Genomic DNA, 19762 nt, shown 5'->3' with positions numbered 1-19762 from the left:
CACACGTCGTCCGGCCGGCCGCAGGTCCGGCCCTCCCCGTACCGGAGGTGCGAGCGTGACTGCCCTCGCCCAACTCGCGCACACGCAGCCAAGCGTCCTGGCCGCCGAGGACCTGTCCATGTTCGGTACGGACCCCTGGTGGCTCGTCGCGATCAAGGCCGTCTTCTGCTTCGCCTTCCTGATGGTCACCGTGCTCTTCTCCATCGTGTGGGAGCGCAAGGTCGTCGCCTGGATGCAGCTGCGCATCGGCCCCAACCGGCACGGCCCCTGGGGTCTCCTCCAGTCCCTCGCGGACGGCATCAAGCTGATGCTGAAGGAGGACGTGATCGTCCGGCGGGCCGACAAGGTCGTCTACGTCCTTGCGCCGATCATCGCCGCGGCCCCGGCGTTCATGGCGATCGCCGTGATCCCCTTCGGCCCGGCCGGCAACGAGGTCTCGATCTTCGGCCACCGCACCTCGATGCAGCTCACCGACCTGCCGATCGCCATGCTGTACGTCCTGGCGATCGCCTCCGTCGGCATCTACGGCATCGTGCTCGCCGGCTGGTCCTCCGGCTCCACGTACCCGCTCCTCGGCGGGCTGCGCTCCTGCGCGCAGATGATCTCCTACGAGATCGCGATGGGCGCCGCCTTCGCCTCGGTCTTCCTCTACTCCGGGTCGATGTCGACCTCGGCGATCGTCGAGGCGCAGGCCGACCGCTGGTTCATCATCCTGCTGCCGGTCTCCTTCATCATCTACGTGGTCACGATGGTCGGCGAGACCAACCGCGCCCCGTTCGACATGCCCGAGTCCGAGGGCGACCTGGTCGGCGGCTTCAACACCGAGTACAGCTCGATCAAGTTCGCGATGTTCATGCTCGCCGAGTACGTGAACATGGTGACGGTCTCGGCCGTGTCGGTGACCCTCTTCCTGGGCGGCTGGCGGGCCCCGTACCCGATCTCCACCTTCTGGGAGGGCGCGAACCACGGCTGGTGGCCGATGCTCTGGTTCGTCCTCAAGGTGCAGCTGCTGCTGTTCTTCTTCATCTGGCTGCGCGGCACCCTGCCCCGCGTCCGCTACGACCAGCTGATGAAGCTCGGCTGGAAGGTCCTCATCCCCGTCTCGGTGGTCTGGCTGATGCTGGTCGCCACCGTGCGCGCGCTGCGGAACGAGAACTACGACTTCCAGACGATCGTGCTCTACGTCGCGGGCGCCGTCCTCGCCGTGCTGCTGCTCTCCTTCATCGTCGACATGTTCCGCGACAGGAAGGCGCGGGGCGGGGCGGAGAAGGAAGGCCCCGAGGCCCCGTTCGACCCGATGGCGGGCGGGTTCCCCGTACCGCCCAAGCCGGGACAGTCCCTGCCGCCGGTGCCGCGGCGCCGGTCCCGCCAGGAGGCGGAGCTGGTTGTCAGTGGCGCCCCCGATACTGCTACTGCGAGTGATGGAAAGGAGACGGACGGTGTCTGATTTCCAGAATCCGGTGGCCGGCTTCGGCGTGACCTTCAAGGCCATGTTCAAGAAGCGGCTGACCGAGCAGTACCCGGAGCAGCAGAAGACGACGGCGCCGCGCTTCCACGGCCGGCACCAGCTCAACCGTCATCCGGACGGACTTGAGAAGTGCGTGGGCTGCGAGCTGTGCGCCTGGGCCTGTCCCGCCGACGCCATCTACGTGGAGGGCGCGGACAACACCGACGAGGAGCGCTACTCCCCGGGCGAGCGGTACGGCGCGGTCTACCAGATCAACTACGCCCGCTGCATCCTGTGCGGCCTGTGCATCGAGGCGTGCCCGACGCGGGCGCTGACGATGACCAACGAGTTCGAACTGGCCGACTCCTCCCGCGAGAACCTGATCTACACCAAGGAGCAGCTCCTCGCGGGACTGGAGGAGGGCATGGTCGACTCGCCGCACTCGATCTTCCCCGGCACGGACGAGCAGGACTACTACCGGGGCCTCGTCACCGAGGCCGCGCCCGGCACGGTCCGTCAGGTCGCCGTGTCCAAGGGGGAGAAGGGCGACCCGGAAGAGGTGGACGCATGAGCGCCGACCTCACGGCCGCGACGCTGGCGGCGTACTCCACGTCCACGGGCGAGGCCGTGCAGTTCTGGGTCCTCGGCACGATCGCCGTGATCGGCGCCCTGTGCACGGTCCTGATGCGCAAGGCCGTGCATAGCGCGCTCTGCCTCGCCGGGACGATGATCATCCTCGCGGTGTTCTACCTCGCCAACGGCGCGTACTTCCTCGGTATCGTCCAGATCGTCGTCTACACCGGCGCGATCATGATGCTCTTCCTCTTCGTCGTCATGCTGGTCGGTGTCACGGCCGCGGACTCGCTGAAGGAGACCATCAAGGGGCAGCGCTGGTGGGCCGCGGCCTGCGGGCTGGGCTTCGGCGCCCTGCTCGTCGCCGGGATCGGCCGGGCCTCCCTGGAGGAGTTCAACGGCCTGGGCGCGGCCAACGCCGCGTACGGGGGCAACGTCGAGGGCATCGCCGCGCTCGTCTTCACGAAGTACGTCTTCGCCTTCGAGATCACCGGCGCGCTGCTCATCACGGCGGCCGTCGGCGCGATGGTCCTCACCCACCGGGAGCGCACCGAGAAGGCCCGCACCCAGCGCGAGCTCGCCGAGCAGCGGGTGCGGGAGGGCAAGCACCTGCCGCCGCTGCCGGCCCCCGGTGTCTACGCCCGGCACAACGCCGTGGACGTCGCCGGTCTGCTGCCCGACGGCACGCCCGCCGAGCTGACCGTGATGCAGACCCTGCGCAAGCGCGGCCAGATCCGCGATGTGTCCACCGAGGCGCTGGCCGACCTCAAGGCGCTGGAGCGGCGCTCCGAGGAGCGGCTCGGCCGGGACCGGGACGAAGAGGAGGCCTCGCGGTGAACCCCGTCAACTATCTGTATCTCGCCGCCCTGTTGTTCACCATCGGCGCGGCCGGGGTGCTGATCCGGCGCAACGCGATCGTGGTCTTCATGTGCGTCGAGCTGATGCTCAACGCCTGCAACCTCGCGTTCGTCGCCTTCTCCCGCATGCACGGCAACCTCGACGGCCAGATCATCGCCTTCTTCACGATGGTCGTGGCCGCCGCGGAGGTCGTGGTCGGGCTCGCGATCATCGTGTCGCTGTTCCGTTCCCGCCACTCGGCCTCGGTCGACGACGCCAGCCTGATGAAGCTGTGAGGGGCTGAATCGTGGAGAACCTGATCGCGCTGCTTGTCGCGGCGCCCCTGCTGGGAGCTGTCGTCCTGCTGTGCGGGGGACGGCGCCTGGACAAGTCCGGGCACTGGCTCGGCACGCTGCTCGCGACCGCCTCGTTCGTCATCGGCGTCGTGCTGTTCACCGACATGCTGGGCAGGAGCGCCGACGACCGGGCGCTGCACCAGCGTCTTTACACCTGGATCCCCGTCGAGGGGTTCCAGGCGGACATGGCCTTCCAGCTCGACCAGCTGTCGATGACGTTCGTCCTGCTGATCACCGGTGTCGGCTCGCTCATCCACGTGTACTCGATCGGGTACATGGAGCACGACGAGCGCCGCCGCCGCTTCTTCGGCTATCTGAACCTCTTCCTCGCGGCGATGCTGCTGCTCGTCCTCGCCGACAACTACCTGCTGCTGTACTTCGGCTGGGAGGGCGTCGGCCTCGCCTCGTACCTCCTGATCGGCTTCTGGCAGCACAAGCCCTCCGCGGCCACCGCCGCGAAGAAGGCCTTCCTGGTCAACCGGGTCGGCGACATCGGCCTGTCGATCGCCATCATGCTGATGTTCACCACCTTCGGGACCTTCGCCTTCGGGCCGGTGCTCTCGTCGGTGGGGGAGACCTCCGAGGGCACGTTGACCGCCGTCGGCTTGATGCTCCTCCTCGCCGCCTGCGGCAAGTCGGCCCAGGTGCCGCTGCAGTCCTGGCTCGGTGACGCGATGGAGGGTCCGACCCCGGTCTCCGCCCTGATCCACGCGGCCACCATGGTCACCGCCGGCGTCTATCTGATCGTCCGCTCCGCCGACATCTTCAACGCCGCCCCGGACGCGCAGCTCGCGGTCACGGTGGTCGGCGCGGTCACGCTCCTCTTCGGTGCGATCGTCGGTTGCGCGAAGGACGACATCAAGAAGGCGCTGGCCGGATCGACCATGTCGCAGATCGGCTACATGATCCTCGCGGCCGGCCTCGGTCCGATCGGGTACGCCTTCGCGATCATGCACCTGGTGACGCACGGCTTCTTCAAGGCCGGGCTCTTCCTCGGCGCCGGTTCGGTCATGCACGGCATGAACGACGAGGTGGACATGAGGAAGTACGGCGGCCTGCGGAAGTACATGCCGGTCACCTTCGTCACCTTCGGTCTCGGCTATCTCGCGATCATCGGCTTCCCCGGCCTGTCCGGCTTCTTCTCCAAGGACAAGATCATCGAGGCGGCCTTCGCCAAGGGCGGCACCGAGGGCTGGATCCTCGGCGGGATCACGCTCCTGGGCGCGGCCATCACCGCGTACTACATGACCCGCGTGATGATCATGACGTTCTTCGGCGAGAAGCGCTGGCAGCCCACTCCGGACGCCGGCCAGGTGCCCGACGTCGAACCGGCGGCCGAGGCCAAGGCGGGCGAGATGCCGCACCCGCACGAGTCCCCGAAGTCGATGACGATCCCGATGATCCTGCTGGCGGTCGGCTCCGTCTTCGCCGGTGGCTTCTTCGCCGTCGGCGACCGCTTCGTCACCTGGCTCGAGCCGGTCACCTCGTTCGAGCACGGTCACCCGCCGCTCAGCGCCGGAGCCATCACCTCGGCCACGGTCGCGGTGATGGTGATCGGTGTGGGCATCGCCTACCTCCAGTACGGGCGCAGGCCCGTCCCGGTCGTCGCCCCGCGCGGCTCGCTGCTCACCCGGGCCGCCCGCCGCGACCTGCTCCAGGACGACTTCAACCACGCCGTCTTCGTGACGGGCGGCACGCACCTCACCCGCTCGCTCGTCTACGTCGACCACACCCTGGTCGACGGGGTGGTCAACGGCACCGCGGCATCCGTCGGCGGTCTGTCCGGCCGGCTGCGCAAGCTGCAGAACGGCTACGCCCGCTCCTATGCGGTCTCCATGTTCGGAGGTACTGCGGTGCTGATCGCCGCGACCCTGCTGATGAGGGCGGTGTAACCGATGTCGCAAGCCGTCAACGCGGGCTTTCCCCTCCTGACCGCGACAGCGGCGGTACCGGCGCTCGGCGCGATCCTCACCGCCGCCGTCCCCGCCGCCCGCCGCACCGCCGCCAAATGGCTGGCGCTGACCGTCTCGCTCGTCACCCTCGCCCTCGCCGTCGTCGTCCTCGTCGACTTCGAACCGGGCGGGGACCGCTACCAGTTCGTCGAGTCCTACTCCTGGATCAAGGACTTCGGCGTCCGCTACGAACTCGGCGTGGACGGCATCGGGGTGGCGCTCATCGCGCTCACCGCGCTGCTGATCCCCTTCGTCATCCTGGCCGGCTGGCACGACGCCGACCCCCTGGAGACGAAGAGCAGCCGCTGGCGGCCGACCCAGGGCTTCTTCGCCCTGATCCTCATGGTCGAGGCGATGGTGATCCTCTCCTTCGAGGCCACCGACGTCTTCCTCTTCTACATCCTGTTCGAAGCCATGCTCATCCCGATGTACTTCCTCATCGGCGGCTTCGGCGACCGGGCGCACGCGGGCACCGACGAGAACGCGGCCGCCCAGCGGTCGTACGCGGCGGTGAAGTTCCTGCTGTACAACCTGGTCGGCGGACTGATCATGCTCGCCGCCGTCATCGGGCTCTACGTGGTCGCGGGGAACTTCTCCCTCACCGAGATCGCCGAGGCGCGGGCGAGCGGTCAGCTGGAGATGGCGACCAACACCGAGCGGCTGCTGTTCCTCGGCTTCTTCTTCGCCTTCGCGGTGAAGGCGCCGCTGTGGCCGCTGCACACCTGGCTGCCGAACGCGATGGGGGAGGCGACCGCTCCGGTGGCCGTGCTCATCACGGCGGTGGTCGACAAGGTCGGCACGTTCGCCATGCTCCGCTTCTGCCTCCAGCTCTTCCCGGAGGCCTCGAAGTGGGCGACCCCGGTGATCATCGCCCTCGCCCTGGTCAGCATCGTGTACGGAGCGCTGCTCGCCGTCGGGCAGCGGGACATCAAGCGCCTGGTGGCGTACGCCTCGATCTCCCACTTCGGCTTCATCATCATGGGCATCTTCGCGATGACCAGCCAGGGCCAGAGCGGTGCCACGCTCTACATGGTCAACCACGGGATCTCGACGGCCGCTCTGATGCTGGTGGCCGGCTTCCTGATCTCCCGGCGCGGCTCGCGGCTCATCGCCGACTACGGCGGTGTCCAGAAGGTCGCCCCGGTGCTCGCCGGCACCTTCCTGATCGGCGGTCTGGCCACCCTCTCGCTGCCCGGCCTCGCGCCGTTCGTCAGTGAGTTCCTGGTCCTGGTCGGCACGTTCGCCCGCTATCCGGTGGCCGGGATCATCGCCACCACCGGCATCGTCCTCGCCGCGCTCTACACCCTCGTCCTCTACCAGCGGACGATGACGGGTCCGGTGAAGGAGGAGGTCCGGACCATGCCGGACCTGCGGGCGAGGGAACTGGCCGTCGTCGCCCCGCTGATCGCCCTGTTGATCTTCCTCGGGGTGTTCCCGAAGCCGCTGACGGACATCGTCAACCCGGCCGTCAGCCACACCATGTCCGACGTGCAGCAGAAGGACCCCAAGCCCGAAGTGGAGGCGGCCAAGTGAGCACATCCGCCGTCGTGCCCGCCGTCCACAGCCTGTGGACGACGGCCGCCGAGCCGTTGAACAAGATCCCGTCGCCCCACATCGAGTACGTCCAGCTCTCCCCCGTACTCATCGTGGTCGGCGCCGCGATCCTCAGCGTCCTCGTCGAGGCCTTCGTGCCCCGCAAGGGGCGCTATCACAGCCAGGTCTTCCTCAGCGTCCTCGCCCTGGTCGCCGCGTTCGCCGCCATCGTCGGCCTCGCGGCCGGCGGCTACGGCTCCACCAAGGCGCACATCGCCGCCATGGGTGCCATCGCCGTCGACGGCCCGGCGCTCTTCCTCCAGGGCACGATCCTCCTCGCCTCGATCGTCGCCGTCTTCACCTTCGCCGAGCGCAGGCTCGACCCGGCCGATCACGGCCACCGGGTCGACTCCTTCGCCGCCGAGGCCGCGGCCGTACCCGGCGGCGACCAGGAGAAGGCCGCGGTCAAGGCCGGGTTCACCACCACCGAGGTGTTCCCGCTGGCGCTGTTCGCGGTGGCCGGCATGCTGGTCTTCCCGGCCGCCAACGACCTGCTGACGCTGTTCATCGCCCTGGAGGTCTTCTCCCTCCCGCTCTACCTCCTCTGCGCCGTCGCCCGCCGCAAGCGGCTGATGTCGCAGGAGGCCGCGGTGAAGTACTTCCTGCTCGGCGCCTTCTCCTCGGCGTTCCTGCTGTTCGGCATCGCGCTGCTCTACGGCTACGCCGGCTCCGTCTCGTACGCCACCATCGCCAACGTCGTCGACGGCTCCGTCGCCTCGGTCGATCCGGCGCTCGCCGCCACCATGGGCAACGACGTCCTGCTGCTCATCGGCTTCGCCATGGTGCTGACGGGTCTGCTGTTCAAGGTGGGCGCGGTGCCGTTCCACATGTGGACCCCGGACGTCTACCAGGGCGCTCCGACCCCCGTCACCGGCTTCATGGCCGCCGCGACGAAGGTCGCCGCCTTCGGCGCGATGCTGCGGCTGCTGTACGTGGTGCTGCCCGGCCTCACCTGGGACTGGCGGCCGGTCATGTGGGGCGTCGCCATCGTCACCATGCTGGGCGGCGCGGTCGTCGCGATCACCCAGACCGACATCAAGCGACTGCTCGCGTACTCCTCGATCGCGCACGCCGGGTTCATCCTGGCGGGTGTCATCGCGGCCACGCCCACCGGCGTCTCGTCCGTCCTCTTCTACCTCGGCGCGTACTCCTTCGTGACCATCGGCGCGTTCGCCGTCGTCACTCTGGTCCGGGACGCGGGCGGCGAAGCCACCCACCTGTCCAAGTGGGCGGGTCTCGGCCGCCGTTCGCCGCTCGTCGCGGCGGTCTTCGCGGTCTTCCTGCTCGCCTTCGCTGGCATCCCGCTGACGTCCGGGTTCTCCGGCAAGTTCGCGGTCTTCAAGGCGGCGGCGGAGGGCGGCGCGGGTGCGCTGGTCGTCATCGGCGTCGTCTCGTCGGCCGTCGCGGCGTTCTTCTACATCCGGGTGATCGTGCTGATGTTCTTCAGCGAGCCCAAGGCCGACGGCCCCACGGTCGCCGTGCCCTCGGGCTTCACGACGGTCGCGATCACGGCCGGTGTGGTGGTGACGCTGGTCCTCGGCGTCGCGCCGCAGTACTTCCTGGACCTGGCGAACCAGGCGAGCGTCTTCGTCCGCTAGCGGACGGACGACGTGTCAGGGCCCGGCTCCCGCGCAGGCGGGGGCCGGGCCCTGACGTATGTCCGCAGACGGGTCTAGGTCGTGGGCTGCGGGGTCGGCTGCGCGGCTGGGCACTTCACCCGCGGGTTGTACGGGGAGAACACGCCCTTCGGGTTCTTCTTGAAGATCCAGGCGTGCAGGCTGTAGACGTCGCCGACGCCCGGGATGACCTCCGGTCCGTCGAAGCCGCGGCCGAAGATCTGCGGCCGGGCCTGGCCGGTGTTCGGCACCACCCATTCGAGGGCGACCAGCCGCCGCCCGTCCTTGCCCTTGCTCTGACCCTTCTCCTGGGGCTGGTCCTTGCCCTGAGCCTGCGGCTGCGTGTGGTCCTTGCCCTGGGCCTGGCCCTGGCCGTGCTCCTTGCCGTTGCCGGCGGCGTGGTGGGTGTCCACGTACAGCAGGGCGGCGGGCCGGGTCGGGTCGGTCGAGCCGATGTGCGCGGGCTTGACGTAGTGGTAGCCCATGCCGCCCTCGTCCGAGAACACGCACTCGTCCGTCCGGAGATAGCCGTCGTCCAGGGCGGCCTGCTCCGACCTGTACCGCACCGTGGCGTCGTACGCCCGGCGCAGGTCGCCCTGGTGGTGACCGTGCCCCCCGTCGGCGGTCGAGGACGGGTCCGGGCCGGCCGCCGAGACCGGGACGGCGCCCAGGGCTATCGAGGTGAGGGCGACCAGGCCGGCGGCGGCCAGGGCGGAACGCTTGCGGGAACGTACGGGCATCGTGCTGCTCCTAGAACGGGACGTGCGCCCCGCGGGGCGCCTGATTCGAGCGGGCTCTCCCCTGGTCCCACCGTCAGCAGCATGGGCCGCTCCCTTCCGGCACCGCACTCGGGACGCGCCCATTGGGGGGCGACCTCACCGGGCCGTGGCGACCTCGCCCCGGGAGGCGTACGCCCGCACGTCGGCGTCCGGGTCGGCCAGGGCCCGGGCCAGCACCGAGCCCGTTCCCGGATGGCGCAGCAGCGCCAGGACCGCCGCCTTCCGGACGTCCGCGTTCGTGTCCCCGAGGGCCTCGGCCAGGGCGGGCACCGCCGTCGCCGGGGACGCGGCCGCGAGACCGGCGGCCGCGCCCGCCCGCACCTGCCAGGCGGGGTCACCGAGGGCCCGGACGGCGTCCCCGTCGTACGGTTCCGGGCAGCCGACCGTCCCGAGCGCCTGGAACGCCGCGGCCCGCACGAGCGCGTCCCCGTCGGCCAGGAGCGGGGCGAGGTGGGCGGGGGCCGTGCCCCGGGCCGCCGCGAGGCCCTTCGCCACCGCCACCCGCACCTCGCGGGAGGGGTCGCCCGCGGCCTCGGCGAGCGAGCCGATCGCGTCCACCGAGACCAGCGCGCGGACCGCCTCCGCCCGGACCTCCAGACGGGCGTCGGCCAGCAGACCGGCGAAGAGGGACGCGGAGCCGAGCCGCAGCACCCGCAGCACCGTCAGCGAGGCGGCCCGGGCCCCCGGGTCCGGCCCGTCCAGCGCGGCGACGAGCGGAGCCCGCAGCGCCGGTTCCGGCGGCAGCGTCTCGACCAGCTCGCGCAGCGAGGCCGCCGCCACCGCCCGTACCGCCGCGTCCTCGTCGAGCAGCGCCCCGGCCAGCGCCGGGCCGCTGCCCGCGGGGACCGTCTCGGTGAGGGCCGCGACGGCCGCCCGCCGCACGGCGGGGTCGGGATCGGTCAGATAGGGCCGCAGCGCGTCCAGGTCCGGCTCCGCCTCGGCCAGGGCGTGCAGCTCCAGGATGCGCGGCGCGTGGCCGACGGCGCCGTCCTCCACCCGCACCTCCGCCGCACGGGCTCCGGACCCGACCGGGGCGAGGTCGCGGTGGCCCGCCGTGGCGACGTGCTCCGGGTGGACCTCGCCGAGATGGCGGGAGGCTCCGCCGACCGGGGCGTAGTCGTCGACCGGTACGAGGTAGGGCGCCACCGGCCGGGCCGTGAACTCCATCGCCCCGGAGGGCGACTTGCGCAGGTCCAGGTGGTGCAGCCAGTCCTGGTCGTCCCGCTCGGGATGGTCCGACCGCGCGTGGTAGAGGCCCCAGCGGGACTCCGTACGGGCGAGGGACGAGCGGGCCGCCATCTCGGCGCAGTCCCGGATGAAGGAGACCTCCGCGCAGCGCATCAGCTCGTGCGGGGTCGTCGCGCCCATCGCGTCGATCTCCGCGCGCATCCGCTCGAAGTGCTCGACGGCCAGGGAGAGCCGGGCCCCCGACTTCGGCGGGGCGACGTAGTCGTTCACGAACCGGCGGAGCTTGTACTCGACCTGGGGCTGGGGCGGCCCGTCGGGGTGGCGCAGCGGGCGGTAGATCAGCTCGTGCGCCGCCCGGAGCTGGTCCTGCGGCAGGTCGCCCTCGTAGGCGCGGTACCGGGCGGCGTCGGCCCCGGCCAGATCGCCGAAGACGAAGGCGCCGATCATGTAGTTGTGCGGCACGCAGGCCAGGTCGCCCGCGGCGTAGAGGCGGGGCACGGTGGTGCGGGCGTGGTCGTCGACCCGCACACCGGAGGCCGAGTGCCCGCCGCACAGGCCGATCTCCGAGATGTGCATCTCGATGTCGTGGGTGCGGTAGTCGTGGCCGCGCCCAGCGTGGAAGGTGGCGCGGGTGGGGCGTTCGGTGGTGTGCAGGATCGATTCGAGGGCGGAGACCGACTCCTCGGGGAGATGGCTCAGCTTGAGGTAGACCGGGCCGCGGTCGGAGGCGAGCTCCTCGGCGAACTCGGCCATCATCTGCCCCGACCAGTAGTCCGAGTCGACGAACCGCTCGCCGTGCCGGTTGACCTGGTAGCCGCCGAAGGGATTGGCGACGTAGGCGCAGGCGGGGCCGTTGTAGTCCTTGATCAGCGGATTGATCTGGAAGCACTCGATGCCGGTCAGCTCCGCGCCCGCGTGGTACGCCATCGCGTAGCCGTCGCCCGCGTTGGTGGGGTTCTCGTACGTCCCGTAGAGGTAGCCGGAGGCGGGCAGGCCGAGACGGCCGGCGGCGCCGGTCGCGAGGATCACCGCGCCCGCCCGCACGGTGACGAACCCGCCCGTGCGGGTGTGGAGTCCGGCGGCGCCGATCGCCCGCCCGTCGGCGTCGGTCAGGACGCGGACCGGCATCACCCGGTTCTCGATCCGGATGCGTTCGCGCATCTCGCGGCGGCGCAGCTGCCGGTAGAGGACCTTCTTGACGTCCTTGCCCTCCGGCATGGGCAGGACGTACGAGCCCGAGCGGTGGACCTGGCGGACCGCGTACTCGCCGTGCTCGTCCTTCTCGAACTTCACGCCGTACGACTCCAGGCGTCGGACCATCGCGAAGCCGCGGGTCGCCGTCTGGCGGACGGTGGACTGGTCGACGATGCCGTCGTTGGCCCGGGTGATCTCGGCGACGTAGTCGTCGGGCTCGGCCCGGCCGGGGATGACCGCGTTGTTGACGCCGTCCATGCCCATCGCGAGGGCCCCGGAGTGGCGGACGTGCGCCTTCTCCAGGAGGAGGACGTCGGCACCGTGCTCGGCGGCGGTGAGCGCGGCCATCGTGCCGGCGGTTCCTCCGCCGATGACGAGGACGTCGCACGAGAGTTCCTCGGCGTCCGCGAGGGCGGGGATCTGCATCGGGAGGCCTTTCAGGCGGAGAGTGCGGTGAGGAGGTCGCGGCGCAGACCGGAGAGGTCGGCGTCCCGGTCGCGCGGCCGTGGGTTGTCGAGGACCGTGCCGGTGCCGAGGACCGCCACGCGGTCCCCGAGGAAGAGGGCTTCGTCGACGTCGTGCGTGACGAACACGACGGTCGCGCCGGTGCCGTGCAGGACCTCGACCAGCAGGTCCTGCATGCCGGCCCTGGTCTGCACGTCCAGCGCGCCGAACGGCTCGTCCATGAGGACGGCGCGGGGCTCGGGCGCGAGGGCGCGGGCGAGCTGGACGCGTTGGCGCTGGCCGCCGGAGAGCTGGTGGGGCAGGCGCCGGGCGTGCTCGCCGAGTCCGACCCGGCCGAGCCACTTCTCGGCGGTCGCCCGGCGCTCGGGGCGCGGGACGCCCTGGATGGCGAGGGGCAGTTCGACATTGGCACGGGCGGTGCGCCACGGGAGCAGCGCGTCCTCCTGGAAGACGAGGGCGCGGTGTTCCGCCGGGGCGGTGACGGTGCCGGCGAGGGGCGGCAGGAGCCCGGCGAGGGTGCGCAGGAGCGTGGACTTGCCGCAGCCGGAGGGACCGACGACGGTGAGCAGCTCGCCGGCGGGGACGGTGAGGTGGACGGGGTGGGGGAGCGGGGCGTGGGGCCGCCCGAGGACGACGTCGTCGAGGACGAGGGCGGTCACGGGCGGGTCCCTTCGTGGGTACGGGTCGCGGCGGCCGGCGCCCTGCCCAGGGCCGGCGCGCCGGTACGCGGGGTGGGGCGGGGTTCCCGCGCCGGAGGGGCTCCCGCCGCGCCCGGGACGCCCGGGACGGCCGTGGCGGATGTGGCGGGGGCGGCAGAGGCGGGGGCCGTCCCCCGCTTGGCCCGGAGGGGCTTCGGGGATCCGCCGCCGGCCCGGGGCGCCGACCGCGTGCCCACCACGCGGCGGCCGGCCGCCTCGACCGCCGTGGAGGTCAGCCAGCCCAGTACGCCGATGGTCGTCATGCCGACGAAGACCGCCGGGTAGTCCACGACCGTGTAGTCCTGCCAGGTGCGGTACCCCACCCCGTACTCGCCGGAGATCATCTCCGCCGAGATCACGCAGATCCACGAGACGCCGATGCCCACGGACAGGCCGCTGAATATTCCCGGCAGCGCCCCCGGCAGGATCACCGAGAACAGCACCCGTATCCGCCCCGCGCCCATCGTCACGACGGCCTCCTCCCAGAGCGGGGGCAGCGCGGCCACGGCGTGGCGGGTGGAGACCAGGACGGGGAAGAACGCGGCCGCGCCGGTGATGAAGACGATGCCCTGCTCGTTGCTGGGGAACAGCAGGATCGCGACCGGCACGAGCGCGATCGCCGGGATGGGCCGCAGGACCTCCAGGACGGGGCCGAGCAGGTCGGCGGCGAGACGGGAGCGGGCGATCGCCGTGCCCAGCGCGATACCCGCGACCGCCGCGAGCGTGAAGCCGGTGACGATACGGGTCAGGCTGTCGACCAGGTCCTGCCAGTACGCGTCCGTCGTCAGCCGCGCGGCGAACGCCTCCGCCACCTCCGTGACCGTCGGGAACTGGTCGAAGCGCAGCCAGAGGGCCACGTCGTAGGTCGTCAGCGCCTGCCACGTCCCCAGCGCCGCCACCAGCGACAGCACCCGCAGCAGGTACCTCATGACGTCAGCGCCTGCGCGTAGGTGACGACGCGCGCCGAGGGGTGGGCGACCCGGTACGCCGCGGCCCCGGCCTCCGTCACGAACGGCTTCGCCGTCCCGCCGTCCACCACCCAGACCGCCCGGTCCGCGAACCAGAGCGTCCCGGTCACCGTGTCGGGGACGTACGCCACCCGCACCTTCGCGCGGTTCGCCGCGACGTGCCGCAGCGCCTCGGCGGGGGTGGCGAAGGAGACTGTGCGGTCCGCGCCCTTGAGCCAGACCTCGCTGCGGGACGGCGGGGCGAGCGTCGCGAGCTGCCCGTCGTACGCGGGGCCGTAGACCTTCCGTACGTAGCTGTCGTCGACGAAGCCGTCCACGTCCACGTCCTCCACCAGCTTGGCCGACCGCAGCACCGGCACGTCCTCCTTCAGCGCCGCGACCAGCCGGGGCTTGAGGGTCGGGTCGAAGGTGGCGATGCCGTTGGGGCCGTTGTAGAGGTGGACGACCTCGGCCGGGAGGCCCGTCTCGGCGGCGACCTTCTCGCTCGCGGCGACCGGGTGCTCGCGCAGGTAGGCCGTCGCCGTGCGCTGGGCCCGCAGGAACGCCTCCACGACCGCCGGGTGCCGGTCGGCGAAGTCGGCGCGGGCGGTGACGCCGTGGAAGGTGGGCAGGTTCAGCTCGGCGCCGTCGTACAGCGCCTTCGCCTTGCCCTGGAAGGCCAGGAGTCCCGGCCAGGCGACGAACTGCGACAGCGCGTCGGCGCTCCCGGCCGCCAGGGCCGAGGCACCGACGGCGGGCTGCTGGTTGAGCTTGCGGATGTCCCGCTCCGGGTCGAGGCCGGCGCGTTGCAGGGCGCGTACGAGGGTTCCGTCCGCGGCCGAGCCGATGGACGTCGACACCTTCTTCCCCCGCAGCTCGGTCAGCGACCGGAGGCCGGAACCGGGCTCGGTGACCACGGTGTTGAGGCCGCCGCGCAGGTTGTAGCCGGTCACCGACACGAGTTTCGTCGGGCGCTTCAGCTTCGTGCCGCGGGCCGCGTTCAGCAGGAGCGGGAAGTCGCCCATCGAGCCGATGTCGATCTTCCCCGCGGTCATCTGGGCGGTGATCGGCGCGCCGGTGGCGTAGTCCTGCCAGACGACCTTGTACGTCGTGCCGTCCTTTTGTCCCTGCGCGCGCAGCTCGCGCTCGAAGGCGCCGAGCGTGCGCAGCAGGGTGCCGGCCGTGACGGTGTTGATGGTCTTGGACTGGTAGCCGACGGTCACGGTGACCGTCGAGCCGTTTCCGGCCTCCGCCGGACCGCCGCAGGCGGCCAGGGGCAGCAGGAGGGCCAGGGCGGCGAGGGGGACGACATGCTTGCGGGACATGGGCGTTCGGGCCTCTCAGCGGAGCAGATAGGGCATGTTGACCGTGACCGCGCCGGTCGGACACCGGGCCGCGCACGGGCCGCAGTACCAGCACTCGTCGACGTGCATGAAGGCCTTGCCGCTGTCGGGGTTGATGGCGAGGGAGTCCAGCGGGCACATCTCCACGCAGAGCGTGCAGCCGTCGATGCACTTCGACTCGTCGATGGTCACGGGCACGTCGGCCCGCTGGGGCGCCAAGGGCATGGCTGTCTCCAGGTCTCCGGAAAGGGGTGTGTACGGCGGCGGGTGTGGCGGCGGGGAGGGCTAGACGGACCGGTGCAGCAGGCCGCTCATCGTGATCCGGTCGCCCCGGAACCGGATGAACTCCAGGTCCACGGGGCGCCCGTCACAGAGGTGGGTGAGCCGGTCCAGCATCAGCAGCGCGGCGCCGCGCGGTGCCTGCAGGACGGCGGCGGAGTGCGCGTCGGCGTTGACGGCCTCCAGGGTGATGTCGGCATGGCCCAGCGGCGTGCCGGTCAGCGACTCGATGAGCCGGAACACGTCGGTGTTCTCCAGGTCGCAGCCGAGGAGTTCGGCGCCGATGTCCATCGGGATGTAGGTGAGGTCGAGGGAGAGCGGCAGGCCGCCGAGCCGGCGCAGGCGCTCGATGTAGAGGACGTCGCTGTGCTCGGGGATCCCCAGCCGCCCGGCCACCGGCGCGGGGGCCGCGACCGGTCCGACCGTGCGGACCTCGTTGGTGACCGTGCCGTGTTCGTGCAGGGTCTCGGCGAGGCCCTGGAGGCGGTCGAGGCCGTGCGGGTACTTCTCGCACACCACGACCGTGCCCACGCCGGGCTGCCGCTCGACCAGGCCCTCGGCGCGGAGCAGGTCCAGGGCCTGGCGGACAGTGTTGCGGGAGACCCGGTAGTCGGCGCCGATCCGGTCCTCCAGGGGCAGGATCCCGCCGGGGAAGCGGGCGGCCAGGATCTGGTGGCGCAGGAGGTCGGCGAGCTGTCGCGCCTGGTCCGCGCGCAGCCGCCGGCGGCGCGCTGCGGCGACCGGGACGGTGTGCTCACGAAGGCGTTCGGCTGGCATGCGACGGACCATACCGAGGCGTCCACGGCGGTGGTGTTGCCACAGCATTGCGCCATCTGATGCCGTGACAGCACGCCGCTGACCTGCTCTTTCCTTCGGGCGGTGGCAAGATCTGCCACCTCGTCCGCCGCTTGGGCACGGCCCGTCCCACCTGGCGGACAGGATGACGCCGAGCGGCGTGGTTCCGTGGCCGACCGGGGCGTGGCAGGGTGACGCCCCAGTGATTGGTCTGGACCTGATGTCGGAGTCCGGCGGGGCCGGGGGGCGGGTCCGGCGGGAGAGGAGAGCGACGATGCGCGGCACCACCGTCCTACCGGGCACCCTCTGCGAGGCGCCCCGGGAGGGATCACCGCCCATGCACCGCCTGGAGGTGCCGATGCCGAACAGGATGCCGTTCGCCATCGGCACCTTCGACACCATCGGGCCGATGTCCCGTGCCGACTTCCCGCACCGGCACACCTTCTACGAGATCGTCCACGTCACCGCCGGCTCGGGCGCCCACGTCGTCGACCTCACGCGCGCGGAGCTGGCGCCGCCGCACCTCGGCGTCATCGCCCCGGGCCAGGTCCACCACTGGGAGGGCGTCCGCGGTCTCGACGGCACCGTCGCGCTCTTCACGGACGACTTCCTGATCGACCACCCCGGCGACCGGGACCTCTTACGGCGCCTCGCCGAACGGCCCTGGGTGACGCTGGGGGAGGCCGCCCACGAGGAGACCGCGCGGACCCTCGGCGAACTGGCCGCCGAGCACCGCCGCCGCGCCGAGGGCTTCGACTCCGTGCTGCGGGCCCTCCTCCACGTCCTCGTCGTCCGGGCCGCCCGCGCCACGGACCCGGCGCCGGCCGGCCCCGTGGACGGCGGCGCGGGCGCCGGGTCCGCCGGGCCGGGCCGGGCCGGAGCCGTCGCGGAGGAGTTCGTCCGGCTCCTCGCGGACGCCGACCCCGCGCTCCGGTCGGTGCGCGACTGCGCCGCACGTCTCGGTGTCACCCCCGGCTATCTCACCGAGGCGGTGAAGGCGGCCACCGGCCGCACCGCGGGCCAGCTGGTCCGCGCCGCCCGCGTCCACGAGGCCAAACGGCTGCTCGCCCGCACGGAGTTGTCGGTCCGCCAGGTCGCCGACCGGACCGGGTTCGGGGACCCGGCCTACTTCTGCCGGTTCTTCCGCAGGGAGACCGGGCTGAGTCCGGGCGACTTCCGGCGGGGCGCCGAAATACACCACGACCCCCGTGTTCCGTCCCTCGATCGGCCCAGGGCGTCCGCCTAGGTTCGTTGCCGATCCCCGAAGCCCCCACAAGGAGCAGACATGGACGGCGAGACCCCCACCCCAGGCGAGACCCCCGGCGTGACCCACGACGCGGCCGCCCCCTCCTCCCGGCGGCCCAGCCGCAAGACCGTCCTGAAGGCGGCGATCGCCGCCTCCGTGGCGGTGCCGGCCACCCTCATGGGCGTTCCGGCCCTGGCCCGTACCGCCACCGCCACAGGGGGCGGCGCCGGGCTCGCGCCCACCCCGGCCTGCGACGACGGCGACGACCCGACCCCGCCGCAGATGGAGGGCCCCTACTTCAAGCCGAACTCGCCCCGGCGGACCTCGCTCCTGGAGGCGGGGACGCCCGGCACCCGGCTCACCGTCTCCGGATACGTCTTCGGACGGGCCTGTCTGCCGGTCCCGGGCGTGCTGCTCGACTTCTGGCAGGCCGATGTCAACGGCGCGTACGACAACACCGGATTCCGCTTCCGGGGGCACCAGTTCACCGACGCGCAGGGTGCCTTCCGGCTCACCACGATCGTCCCGGGCCTCTACCCGGGACGCACCCGGCACATCCACGTGAAGGCGCAGGCCCCCGGCCGCCCCGTCCTCACCACGCAGCTGTACTTCCCCGGCGAGCCGCGCAACAACACCGACTCGCTGTTCGACCCGCGGCTGCTGATGACCGTGCGCGACGCGGGCGGCGCGAAGGAGGCCGCCTTCGACTTCGTGCTCGACCTGGCCCAGGACCCGGGGCCCGGCCCCTCGCCGACCGGCGGGCCGACCACACCGCCGCCCGGCGGCACCTGGCGCGCGGGCGCCGCCTACGCGGCGGGCGACCGGGTCACCTACGGAGCCGTCGCCTACGTCTGCCTCCAGTCCCACCTCGCCCAGCCGGGGTGGGAGCCGCCGTCGGTCCCGGCCCTGTGGCGGGCCGCCTGACCGGCCCGCCCGACGCGGTGCGGGGGGCCCGCGCCACTCCAGGACCGCCGAGGCGCCCGCGTACGGCTGAGCCCGCCGGAGCGCGGCGCCGGGAGGCCCCGGCACCCCACCAGGGGTGCCGGGGCCTCTTCGCGTGTGCCCGGCCCCGCCGGAGCGTGGGCCGGTCGGACGGAGGGGAGCGCTCAGGCGGAGGGGACGATCCGCCCGGTCACCTCGCCGAGGCCGACCCGGGTGCCGTCCGGACCCGGCGCCCAGGCGGTCAGGGTGACCTCGTCGCCGTCCTCCAGGAACGTGCGCTTGCCCGCGGACAGTTCGAGCGGATCACGGCCGTTCCAGGTCAGTTCCAGCAGCGAGCCGCGCTGGTGGACCTCGGGGCCCGAGACCGTGCCGGAGCCGTACAGGTCACCGGTCCGCAGGGAGGCGCCGTTGACCGTCATGTGGGCGAGCTGCTGGGCGGCCGTCCAGTACATCGTGGAGAAGGGCGGCTCGGACACGACCTCGCCGTTGATCCGGACCGTGATCCTCAGGTCGAAGCCGCCGGGCACCTCCTCGTCGGCGTCGTCCAGGTACGGCAGCAGGTCGAAGTCCCGCGCCGGAGGGCTCACACGGGCGGCGTCCAGGGCCTCCAGGGGGGTCACCCAGGCCGAGACGGACGTCGTGAACGACTTGCCGAGGAACGGGCCGAGCGGGACGTACTCCCAGGCCTGGATGTCACGCGCCGACCAGTCGTTGAGCAGCGTCAGACCGAAGACGTGCTCCGGGAAGTCGCCGAGCGCGACCGGGGAGCCGAGCGTGGAGGGCGTGCCGACGACGAAGCCGACCTCCGCCTCGATGTCCAGCTTCACGGAGGGGCCGAAGACCGGCGCCGCGTCGGTGGGCGCCTTGCGCTGGCCGGAGGGGCGCACGACATCGGTGCCGGAGACGACGACCGTGCCCGCCCTGCCGTGGTAGCCGATCGGAAGGTGCTTCCAGTTGGGGGTGAGCGCGTCGCCGTCGGGGCGGAAGATCCGGCCCACGTTGGTGGCGTGGTGCTCGCTGGCGTAGAAGTCGACGTAGTCCGCGACCTCGTACGGCAGGTGCATCGTGACGGTGTCCAGCGGGTGCAGCAGCGGCTCTATGTCCGGGCGGTGCGCGGGCACGGTGACCCAGGCGGTCAGCGCGCGGCGCACGTCGCGCCAGGCGGTGCGGCCGGCGGCGAGCAGCGGGTTGAGGCTGGGGCGCGCCAGCAGGGCGGCGTAGGGCGAGCCGAGCGCGTGCGCCGCCGCCCCCGCGTCCAGGACATGCCCGCCGATGCGGACGCCGACCCTCCGCCGGTCGGGCTCGTCGGCGGTGGAGAAGACGCCGTACGGAAGGTTGTGCGGGCCGAAGGGATCGCCTTCGGCCAGGTCGAGCGGGGACTGCTCGGGCATCGGTGCTTGCCTCGCTTTCCACGGGTGTGGGGGACACGTTACGGGTCGTACCGCGCGGCCGAGATGACATGGGTCACACAAAAAGTGCGCCCCATGTGCACAACTGTCCATGTTCGAGGGC

The 19762-nt window shown here is 71.8% G+C and carries 17 protein-coding genes; 9 read left to right on the top strand and 8 right to left on the bottom strand.

Features of this window, described 5'->3' with window-relative positions; translation table 11 throughout:
- Positions 1-55: 55 nt before the first annotated feature.
- The 7 genes from nuoH to nuoN are packed head-to-tail and all read left to right on the top strand — an operon-like array spanning position 56 to position 8356.
- Positions 56-1447 carry an NADH-quinone oxidoreductase subunit NuoH gene (gene nuoH / locus ACZ68P_RS16785; RefSeq protein WP_471006723.1) on the top strand — a complete coding sequence of 464 codons (1392 nt, stop codon included), beginning with the start codon at positions 56-58 and terminating at the stop codon, positions 1445-1447.
- Positions 1422-2018 (top strand): NADH-quinone oxidoreductase subunit NuoI, encoded by a 597-nt coding sequence (gene nuoI, locus ACZ68P_RS16780; protein ID WP_471006721.1) that lies wholly within the window; start codon positions 1422-1424, stop codon positions 2016-2018. Before nuoH ends, nuoI begins: the two co-directional genes overlap by 26 nt.
- A complete protein-coding gene (locus ACZ68P_RS16775; protein ID WP_471006719.1) occupies positions 2015-2857 on the top strand; it encodes an NADH-quinone oxidoreductase subunit J in 843 nt (280 codons plus the stop codon). Before nuoI ends, ACZ68P_RS16775 begins: the two co-directional genes overlap by 4 nt.
- Positions 2854-3153 (top strand): NADH-quinone oxidoreductase subunit NuoK, encoded by a 300-nt coding sequence (gene nuoK / locus ACZ68P_RS16770; RefSeq protein ID WP_069927518.1) that lies wholly within the window; start codon positions 2854-2856, stop codon positions 3151-3153. The genes ACZ68P_RS16775 and nuoK overlap by 4 nt, the downstream gene beginning before the upstream one ends.
- Positions 3154-3164: 11 nt before the next feature.
- A complete protein-coding gene (nuoL, locus tag ACZ68P_RS16765; RefSeq protein ID WP_471006716.1) occupies positions 3165-5105 on the top strand; it encodes an NADH-quinone oxidoreductase subunit L in 1941 nt (646 codons plus the stop codon).
- 3 nt (positions 5106-5108) lie between these two features.
- Positions 5109-6698, top strand: coding sequence for an NADH-quinone oxidoreductase subunit M (locus tag ACZ68P_RS16760; RefSeq protein ID WP_471006713.1), 1590 nt, complete (start codon positions 5109-5111; stop codon positions 6696-6698).
- Positions 6695-8356: an NADH-quinone oxidoreductase subunit NuoN gene (gene nuoN / locus ACZ68P_RS16755; RefSeq protein WP_471006711.1), complete on the top strand. Its 1662-nt coding sequence runs from the start codon at positions 6695-6697 to the stop codon at positions 8354-8356. Before ACZ68P_RS16760 ends, nuoN begins: the two co-directional genes overlap by 4 nt.
- 74 nt (positions 8357-8430) lie before the next feature.
- On the opposite strand, the gene ACZ68P_RS16750 is transcribed toward nuoN, so the two are convergent.
- From ACZ68P_RS16750 to ACZ68P_RS16720, 7 genes are all read right to left on the bottom strand, one after another.
- A complete protein-coding gene (locus ACZ68P_RS16750; protein ID WP_471006708.1) occupies positions 8431-9114 on the bottom strand; it encodes a hypothetical protein in 684 nt (227 codons plus the stop codon).
- 135 nt (positions 9115-9249) lie between these two features.
- Entirely contained in the window at positions 9250-11961 is a 2712-nt protein-coding gene (locus ACZ68P_RS16745; protein WP_471006706.1) for a fumarate reductase/succinate dehydrogenase flavoprotein subunit, read from the bottom strand.
- Positions 11962-11972: 11 nt separating this feature from the next.
- Complete coding sequence (locus tag ACZ68P_RS16740; RefSeq protein ID WP_471006703.1) at positions 11973-12659, bottom strand: ABC transporter ATP-binding protein; 687 nt, start codon at positions 12657-12659, stop codon at positions 11973-11975.
- A complete protein-coding gene (locus ACZ68P_RS16735) occupies positions 12656-13627 on the bottom strand; it encodes an ABC transporter permease (protein WP_471006701.1) in 972 nt (323 codons plus the stop codon). The genes ACZ68P_RS16740 and ACZ68P_RS16735 overlap by 4 nt, the downstream gene beginning before the upstream one ends.
- Positions 13624-14970, bottom strand: coding sequence for an ABC transporter substrate-binding protein (locus ACZ68P_RS16730; protein ID WP_471006698.1), 1347 nt, complete (start codon positions 14968-14970; stop codon positions 13624-13626). Before ACZ68P_RS16730 ends, ACZ68P_RS16735 begins: the two co-directional genes overlap by 4 nt.
- Before the next feature lie 15 nt (positions 14971-14985).
- On the bottom strand, positions 14986-15213 hold the full coding sequence (locus tag ACZ68P_RS16725) for a 4Fe-4S dicluster domain-containing protein (RefSeq protein WP_365715503.1): 228 nt from the start codon (positions 15211-15213) through the stop codon (positions 14986-14988).
- A 60-nt stretch (positions 15214-15273) separates the two neighbouring features.
- Positions 15274-16044: a GntR family transcriptional regulator gene (locus tag ACZ68P_RS16720; RefSeq protein WP_471006696.1), complete on the bottom strand. Its 771-nt coding sequence runs from the start codon at positions 16042-16044 to the stop codon at positions 15274-15276.
- 292 nt (positions 16045-16336) lie between these two features.
- Between ACZ68P_RS16720 and ACZ68P_RS16715 the strand changes: the two genes are divergently transcribed.
- Positions 16337-17308 (top strand): helix-turn-helix transcriptional regulator, encoded by a 972-nt coding sequence (locus ACZ68P_RS16715; RefSeq protein ID WP_471006693.1) that lies wholly within the window; start codon positions 16337-16339, stop codon positions 17306-17308.
- A 39-nt stretch (positions 17309-17347) separates the two neighbouring features.
- Entirely contained in the window at positions 17348-18232 is an 885-nt protein-coding gene (locus tag ACZ68P_RS16710) for a dioxygenase family protein (protein ID WP_471006691.1), read from the top strand.
- A gap of 182 nt (positions 18233-18414) precedes the next feature.
- On the opposite strand, the gene fahA is transcribed toward ACZ68P_RS16710, so the two are convergent.
- A complete protein-coding gene (gene fahA, locus ACZ68P_RS16705) occupies positions 18415-19641 on the bottom strand; it encodes a fumarylacetoacetase (RefSeq protein WP_471006688.1) in 1227 nt (408 codons plus the stop codon).
- Positions 19642-19762 lie beyond the last annotated feature (121 nt).

Source organism: Streptomyces sp. NPDC036822 (assembly GCF_055609145.1).
This window is presented reverse-complemented; position numbering and strand designations above follow the sequence as displayed.

Excerpts from the sequence above, each read along its gene's own strand:
- nuoI (WP_471006721.1), top strand. The coding sequence starts at position 1,422 with ATGGAAAGGAGACGGACGGTGTCTGATTTCCAGAATCCGGTGGCCGGC.
- ACZ68P_RS16775 (WP_471006719.1), top strand. The coding sequence starts at position 2,015 with ATGAGCGCCGACCTCACGGCCGCGACGCTGGCGGCGTACTCCACGTCC.
- ACZ68P_RS16760 (WP_471006713.1), top strand. The coding sequence starts at position 5,109 with ATGTCGCAAGCCGTCAACGCGGGCTTTCCCCTCCTGACCGCGACAGCG.
- ACZ68P_RS16750 (WP_471006708.1), bottom strand. The coding sequence starts at position 9,114 with ATGCCCGTACGTTCCCGCAAGCGTTCCGCCCTGGCCGCCGCCGGCCTG.
- ACZ68P_RS16745 (WP_471006706.1), bottom strand. The coding sequence starts at position 11,961 with ATGCAGATCCCCGCCCTCGCGGACGCCGAGGAACTCTCGTGCGACGTC.
- ACZ68P_RS16735 (WP_471006701.1), bottom strand. The coding sequence starts at position 13,627 with ATGAGGTACCTGCTGCGGGTGCTGTCGCTGGTGGCGGCGCTGGGGACG.
- ACZ68P_RS16730 (WP_471006698.1), bottom strand. The coding sequence starts at position 14,970 with ATGTCCCGCAAGCATGTCGTCCCCCTCGCCGCCCTGGCCCTCCTGCTG.
- ACZ68P_RS16725 (WP_365715503.1), bottom strand. The coding sequence starts at position 15,213 with ATGCCCTTGGCGCCCCAGCGGGCCGACGTGCCCGTGACCATCGACGAG.
- ACZ68P_RS16720 (WP_471006696.1), bottom strand. The coding sequence starts at position 16,044 with ATGCCAGCCGAACGCCTTCGTGAGCACACCGTCCCGGTCGCCGCAGCG.
- ACZ68P_RS16715 (WP_471006693.1), top strand. The coding sequence starts at position 16,337 with ATGCGCGGCACCACCGTCCTACCGGGCACCCTCTGCGAGGCGCCCCGG.
- ACZ68P_RS16710 (WP_471006691.1), top strand. The coding sequence starts at position 17,348 with ATGGACGGCGAGACCCCCACCCCAGGCGAGACCCCCGGCGTGACCCAC.
- fahA (WP_471006688.1), bottom strand. The coding sequence starts at position 19,641 with ATGCCCGAGCAGTCCCCGCTCGACCTGGCCGAAGGCGATCCCTTCGGC.